The sequence below is a fragment of the Pseudomonas sp. VI4.1 genome, assembly GCF_002029345.1.
Classification (GTDB): Bacteria; Pseudomonadota; Gammaproteobacteria; order Pseudomonadales; family Pseudomonadaceae; genus Aquipseudomonas.
Genome location: NZ_MULM01000039.1, coordinates 1 through 6,637, shown reverse-complemented (window position 1 = coordinate 6,637; position 6,637 = coordinate 1). Strand labels below are relative to the sequence as shown.

The window sequence follows — 6,637 nt, the reverse complement described above, 5'->3', positions numbered from 1 at the left end:
TCCTACAGGATCACGCGAACCTTTGTAGGAGCTGGCTTGCCAGCGAAGAGGCCCTATCCGACGATAGAGATCTGCGGTACTAGTGATAATTCCATGACCACCACGCCACTCCCCTGCTACCACTGCGCCCTGCCCGTCCCGGCCGGCAGCCGCTTCACCGCTGCCGTCCTCGGTGAAACCCGCGAGTTCTGCTGCCCGGGCTGCCAGGCCGTGGCCGAGGCGATTGTCGCCGGGGGCCTTGAAAGCTATTACCAGCATCGCAGCGAAGCCTCGGCCAACCCCGAAGCCTTGCCCGTACAACTGGTGGACGAGCTGGCGTTGTACGACCGTGCCGACGTGCAACAACCCTTCGTTCGCCACGAAGGCGACCTCGCCGAAACCACGTTGTTGATGGAAGGCATCAGCTGCGCCGCCTGCGGCTGGCTGATCGAGAAACACCTGCGTGGCTTGCCGGCGGTGGCCGAAGCGCGCCTCAACCTGTCCAACCATCGCCTGCACGTGCGCTGGGCCGACGCGCAATTGCCCCTGAGCCGGGTGCTGCACGAATTGCGCCACATCGGTTACGTCGCACACCCCTATCAAGCCGACCGCGCCAGCGAACAACTGGCCAGTGAAAACCGCCTGGCCCTGCGCCAGCTCGGGGTCGCCGGACTGCTGTGGTTCCAGGCGATGATGGCGACCATGGCCACCTGGCCGGAATTCAATATCGACCTCAGCCCCGAGCTGCACACCATCCTGCGCTGGGTCGCGCTGTTCCTCACCACGCCGATCGTGTTCTACAGCTGTGCGCCCTTCTTCAAGGGCGCCATGCGCGACCTGCGCACCCGGCACCTGACCATGGACGTTTCGGTGTCGCTGGCGATCGGCAGCGCCTACATCGCCGGGATCTGGACCTCGATCACCGGGGTCGGCGAACTGTATTTCGATGCCGTCGGCATGTTTGCGCTGTTCCTGCTGGCCGGGCGCTACCTGGAACGTCGCGCCCGGGAGCGAACCGCCGCCGCCACCGCGCAGCTGGTCAATCTATTGCCCGCCTCTTGCCTGCGCCTGAGTGCCGACGGCCAGAGCGAACGGATCCTGCTCAGCGAACTGCGCGTGGGCGATCATGTGCTGGTGCATCCCGGTGCGATCCTCCCGGCCGATGGCAAGATCCTCGACGGCCAGTCGAGCATCGACGAATCCCTGCTCACCGGCGAATACCTGCCGCAGTCTCGCCTGCCGGGCGATGCAGTCACCGCTGGCACCTTGAACGTCGAGGGCGCGTTGACCGTGCAAGTGCTGGCGCTCGGCCAGGACACCCGATTGTCCGCCATCGTCCGCCTGCTGGAGCGTGCCCAGGCCGAAAAGCCGCGACTGGCGGAAATTGCCGACCGCGCCGCGCAGTGGTTCCTGCTGCTGTCGCTGATTGCCGCCGCCGTCATCGGCCTGGTCTGGTGGCAACTGGATGCGTCACGGGCGTTCTGGATCGTGCTGGCGATGCTGGTCGCGACCTGCCCGTGCGCCTTGTCCCTGGCTACGCCGACCGCCCTCACCGCCGCCACCGGAACCCTGCACAAACTGGGGTTGTTGTTGACTCGCGGTCATGTGCTGGAGGGCCTGAACCAGATCGACACGGTGATTTTCGACAAGACCGGCACCCTCACCGAAGGCCGCCTGGCGCTGCGCTCGATCCGCCCGCTCGGCGCGCTCGACAGCGATCAATGCCTGAGTCTCGCCGCCGCCCTGGAAAACCGCTCCGAACACCCGATCGCCCGGGCATTCGGCCGGGCGCCGCTGGCCGCTGAAGAGGTCCACAGCACGCCAGGCCTGGGCCTCGAAGGATTGGTCGGCGAGCAACGCCTGCGCATCGGCCAGCCGGGGTTTGTCTGCGAACTCAGTGGTGCCGGCGCGCCATCGATGCCCGATGAACCCGGTCAATGGCTGCTGCTCGGCGACAGCCTGGGGCCCCTGGCGTGGTTCGTCCTCGACGATCGTCTGCGCAGCGACGCCCCCGCCCTGCTCGCCGCGTGCAAGGCCCGCGGCTGGCGCACGCTGCTGTTGTCCGGCGACAGCTCGCCGATGGTGGCCAGCGTGGCCGCTGAACTGGGCATCGACGAAGCCCGGGGCGGCATGCGTCCGGACGATAAATTGCAGGTCTTGCAACAATTGCACAAGGAAGGTCGCAAGGTGTTGATGCTCGGTGACGGGGTCAACGACGTGCCGGTGCTGGCCGCCGCCGACATCAGCGAGGCGATGGGTTCGGCGACGGACCTGGCCAAGACCAGTGCCGATGCGGTGTTGCTGTCCAACCGGCTCGACGCACTGGTGCAAGCCTTCAGCCTGGCCCGGCGCACCCGCCGGGTCATCATCGAGAACCTGCTGTGGGCGGGGCTGTACAATGGCCTCATGTTACCCTTCGCCGCCCTCGGCTGGATCACCCCGGTATGGGCCGCGGTGGGCATGTCCATCAGTTCGTTGACCGTGGTGATGAACGCCCTGCGCCTGACTCGCCTGCCGAGCGCGCCTGCCGCCGGCGCCACGCCACAAACCCGCCCGCTGCCGGCCTGAGCCGCGCGGGCATGGAGTGACCCATGCCAGCTCTCTACGTGATGATCCCGGCCGCGCTGCTGATTGTGGCCATCGCAATCTACATTTTCTTCTGGGCAGTCGACAGCGGTCAGTACGACGACCTGGACGGCCCGGCCCACAGCATCCTGTTCGACGATCAGGACCCGAATCACCAGGCGGCGGTCGACGAGGCCAGCGGCCATCCGGCCAAACCGGACGACCAGGCGCCTCCGCATGCTTGAGTTGGCGCCCCTGCTGGTGTCTGCCGTCATTCTCGGCCTGCTCGGTGGCGGTCATTGCCTGGGGATGTGCGGCGGCTTGATGGGCGCGCTGACCCTGGCGATTCCCCAGGAGCAGCGCAGCCGGCGCTTTCGGTTGCTGCTGGCCTATAACCTGGGACGAATTCTCAGCTATGCCGCGGCCGGCCTGCTGATCGGACTGGCCGGGTGGGCGGTGGCCAACAGCCCGGCCGCGATGTTCATGCGCATCATCGCCGGGTTATTGCTGATCGCCATGGGCCTGTACCTGGCCGGTTGGTGGAGCGGCCTGACCCGCATCGAAAGCCTCGGTCGCGGCCTCTGGCGGCACATCCAGCCGGTTGCCACCAAACTGCTGCCAGTGTCGAGCCTGCCCCGCGCGTTGCTGCTGGGGGCGCTCTGGGGCTGGCTGCCGTGCGGTCTGGTCTACAGCACGCTGCTGTGGTCGCGAGCCAGGGCAATGCGCTGGACAGTGCATTGCTGATGCTCGCGTTCGGCCTGGGCACCTGGCCGGTGCTGCTGGCCACGGGGCTGGCGGCCGAGCGGGTTACGGCGCTGCTGCGCAAGCGCAGCGTGCGCATGACGGGGGGGTTGCTGGTGATGCTGTTTGGCATCTGGACCTTGCCGGGGCCGCATCAGCATTGGCTGATGGGGCATTAGATCGGCGGCACGCCCATCGCGAGCAAGCTCGCTCCCACAGGATTTTGCATTGCCTCAATTCTGTGTTCCAAACCAAGGTCCTGTGGGAGCGGGCTTGCCCGCGATGGGGCCCTCACTGCGAACACACCGACGACCTTTGATGCAAATCAAGATGCCCCTGCGCCCCGCCCCCTAGACTCGCCAACACAGCCAGCCTATCCGGGGGAATGCCCGCATGATGCTCGACGCCATTCGTTGGGACACCGATCTGATCCGCCGTTATGACCTGGCGGGACCGCGCTACACCTCGTATCCGACCGCCCTGCAGTTCGACGGGCATGTCGGCAGCTTCGACCTGTTCCATGCCCTGCGTGACAGCCGCAAGGCCCAGCGACCGTTGTCGCTTTACGTGCATGTGCCCTTCTGCGCGAACGTTTGCTACTACTGCGCCTGCAACAAAGTCATCACCAAGGACCGCGGACGGGCCTTGCCCTACTTGCAGCGTCTGGAACAGGAAATCCAGCTGATCGGCTGCCACCTCGACCCGGCACAGACAGTCGAGCAGTTGCATTTCGGTGGCGGCACACCGACGTTCCTCAGCCACGACGAACTGCGCCAGTTGATGGCCCGCTTACGCAAAAGCTTCAACCTGCTGGACGATGATTCCGGCGACTATGGCATCGAGATCGACCCTCGCGAAGCCGATTGGTCGACCATGGGCCTGCTCCGTGAACTGGGCTTCAATCGGGTCAGCATCGGCTTGCAAGACCTCGATCCGGCGGTGCAACGGGCGGTGAATCGCCTGCAAAGCCTGGAAGAGACCCGCGCGGTGATCGACGCCGCCCGCACCCTGCAATTTCGCTCGATCAACATTGACCTGATCTACGGCTTGCCGAAACAGACGCCCGACAGATTCGCGCACACGGTCGACGAAGTCATCGCGCTGCAACCCGACCGGCTGTCGGTGTTCAACTATGCGCACCTGCCGGAACGCTTCATGCCCCAGCGGCGCATCAACAGCGACGAACTGCCGACGCCGGCGCAGAAACTGGAGATGCTCCAGGGCACCATCCAACAACTGACCGCGGCCGGTTACCGCTACATCGGCATGGATCACTTCGCGCTGCCCGACGACGAACTGGCGATAGCCCAGGAAGAATCGACCCTGCAACGCAACTTCCAGGGCTACACCACCCACGGTCACTGCGACCTGATCGGCCTGGGCGTTTCGGCCATCAGCCAGATCGGCGACCTGTACTGCCAGAACAGCAGCGACCTGACTCAGTATCAGAACGCGCTGGCCTCCTTGCAACCGGCGACCAGTCGGGGCTTGCTGTGCAACGCCGACGACCGCCTGCGTCGCGCCGTCATCCAACAATTGATTTGCCACTTCAACCTGGAGTTTGCCCAGATCGAACACGCCTTCAACATCGATTTTCGCGGCTATTTCGCCGAACTTTGGCCGCAACTGCAGAGCATGGCCGCCGACGGCCTGATCGAACTCGATAATGAAAAAATCAGCGTACTGCCCGCAGGACGGTTGCTGGTGCGTTCTGTGTGCATGGTGTTCGACGCCTACTTGGGCGAGCAAAATCGCCAGCGTTTTTCACGAGTGATCTAGGGGGCATTGAGAACGCCCCCGAGACCCTGCGTCAAAATCGCCAGGCGCTGGCCTGAATGTCCTCCCGTGAGTTACCCTTACGGCTTATGTGTGTTTTTTCCCACAAGGATTGAAGAAATGTCCGAGCCAGTAAAACTGCGCGCTCATAGCCAGGCCCATTGCAAGGATTGCAGCCTGGCCCCCCTCTGCCTGCCACTTTCTCTGAATCTGGAAGACATGGATGCGCTGGACGAAATCGTCAAACGTGGCCGCCCGCTGAAAAAAGGCGAGTTCCTGTTCCGTCAGGGCGACACGTTCGATTCCGTTTATGCAGTTCGCGCTGGCGCGTTGAAGACCTTCAGCCTGAGCGATGGCGGTGAAGAGCAGCTCACCGGTTTCCATTTGCCGAGTGAGCTGGTCGGCTTGTCGGGCATGGACACCGAAAAACACCCGGTCTCGGCGCAAGCCCTGGAAACCACCTCGGTCTGTGAAATTCCTTTCGAGCGCCTCGACGAGCTGGCGCTGCAACTGCCCCAACTGCGCCGCCAGTTGATGCGCGTCATGAGCCGCGAGATTCGCGACGATCAGCAAATGATGTTGCTGTTGTCGAAGAAAACCGCCGATGAGCGTATTGCGACGTTCCTGGTCAACCTCTCGGCCCGCTTTCGCGCCCGGGGTTTCTCGGCCAACCAGTTCCGCCTGAGCATGTCGCGCAACGAGATCGGCAATTATCTGGGGCTGGCGGTGGAAACCGTGTCCCGGGTGTTCACGCGCTTCCAGCAAAACGAACTGATCGCCGCCGAAGGCAAGGAAATTCATATCCTCGACCCGATCCAGCTGTGCGCCCTGGCCGGCGGCTCGCTCGAAGGCTGACGGCAACCCTTGCGGCTGAGCGAAAGGGCTCAGCCGCCGTTATACTGCACCGTTTGCAGCCTGCCAGGATTCTTCGACCATGGCCTTCGACGCCTTCGACATCAAATCCCTGATCCGCCCCGTGATCGACTTCCCCAAGCCGGGCGTGATCTTTCGCGACATCACCCCGTTGTTCCAGTCGCCCAAGGCCCTGCGCCTGGTGATGGACAGCTTCGCTCACCGTTATGTAGAAGCCGACTTCACCCATATCGGGGCGATGGACGCCCGGGGTTTTCTGATCGGTTCGGTACTGGCCTATCAGTTGAACAAGCCGCTGGTGTTGTTCCGCAAGCAAGGCAAGCTGCCGGCCGACGTGCTGGCCGAGGGGTATGCGACCGAGTACGGCGAAGCCTTCCTCGAAGTCCACGCCGACAGCCTGTGTGAAGGCGATTCGGTGGTGATGTTCGATGACTTGATAGCCACCGGCGGCACGCTGATTGCGGCGGCGAACCTGATTCGGCGCATGGGTGCGCGGGTGCATGAGGCGGCGGCGATTATTGATTTGCCGGAGCTGGGTGGGGCGCAGCGGTTGGAAGATATGGGGATTCCGACGTTTTGCCTGACGCAGTTTGCGTTGAGCGATAAGTAACGCGTTGCCTTCGTGGACGCCTTCGCTGGCAAGCCAGCTCCTACAGGGATCAAAGGTGTTCACAGATTTTGCGTACACCAATGGCCCCTGTAG

The 6,637-nt window shown here is 63.8% G+C and carries 5 protein-coding genes and 1 pseudogene; all 6 read left to right on the top strand.

Features of this window, described 5'->3' with window-relative positions; all coding sequences use genetic code 11:
• The first annotated feature begins 93 nt into the window (after positions 1–93).
• The 6 genes and pseudogenes from BZ163_RS00645 to BZ163_RS00620 all read left to right on the top strand — a co-directional run bounded on the left by BZ163_RS00645 (position 94) and on the right by BZ163_RS00620 (position 6,544).
• On the top strand, positions 94–2,547 hold the full coding sequence (locus BZ163_RS00645) for a heavy metal translocating P-type ATPase (RefSeq protein WP_128869392.1): 2,454 nt from the start codon (positions 94–96) through the stop codon (positions 2,545–2,547).
• Positions 2,548–2,570: 23 nt separating this feature from the next.
• Positions 2,571–2,789, top strand: a complete 219-nt coding sequence (gene ccoS, locus BZ163_RS00640) for a cbb3-type cytochrome oxidase assembly protein CcoS (RefSeq protein WP_128869391.1) — start codon at positions 2,571–2,573, stop codon at positions 2,787–2,789.
• Positions 2,782–3,464, top strand: a pseudogene (locus BZ163_RS00635) (sulfite exporter TauE/SafE family protein). Before ccoS ends, BZ163_RS00635 begins: the two are co-directional and overlap by 8 nt.
• A gap of 217 nt (positions 3,465–3,681) precedes the next feature.
• Entirely contained in the window at positions 3,682–5,064 is a 1,383-nt protein-coding gene (hemN, locus tag BZ163_RS00630; RefSeq protein ID WP_128869393.1) for an oxygen-independent coproporphyrinogen III oxidase, read from the top strand.
• Positions 5,065–5,181: 117 nt separating this feature from the next.
• Positions 5,182–5,916, top strand: coding sequence for a fumarate/nitrate reduction transcriptional regulator Fnr (gene fnr, locus BZ163_RS00625; protein ID WP_128869390.1), 735 nt, complete (start codon positions 5,182–5,184; stop codon positions 5,914–5,916).
• Positions 5,917–5,995: 79 nt separating this feature from the next.
• A complete protein-coding gene (locus BZ163_RS00620) occupies positions 5,996–6,544 on the top strand; it encodes an adenine phosphoribosyltransferase (RefSeq protein WP_128869389.1) in 549 nt (182 codons plus the stop codon).
• The last annotated feature ends 93 nt before the right edge of the window (positions 6,545–6,637 follow it).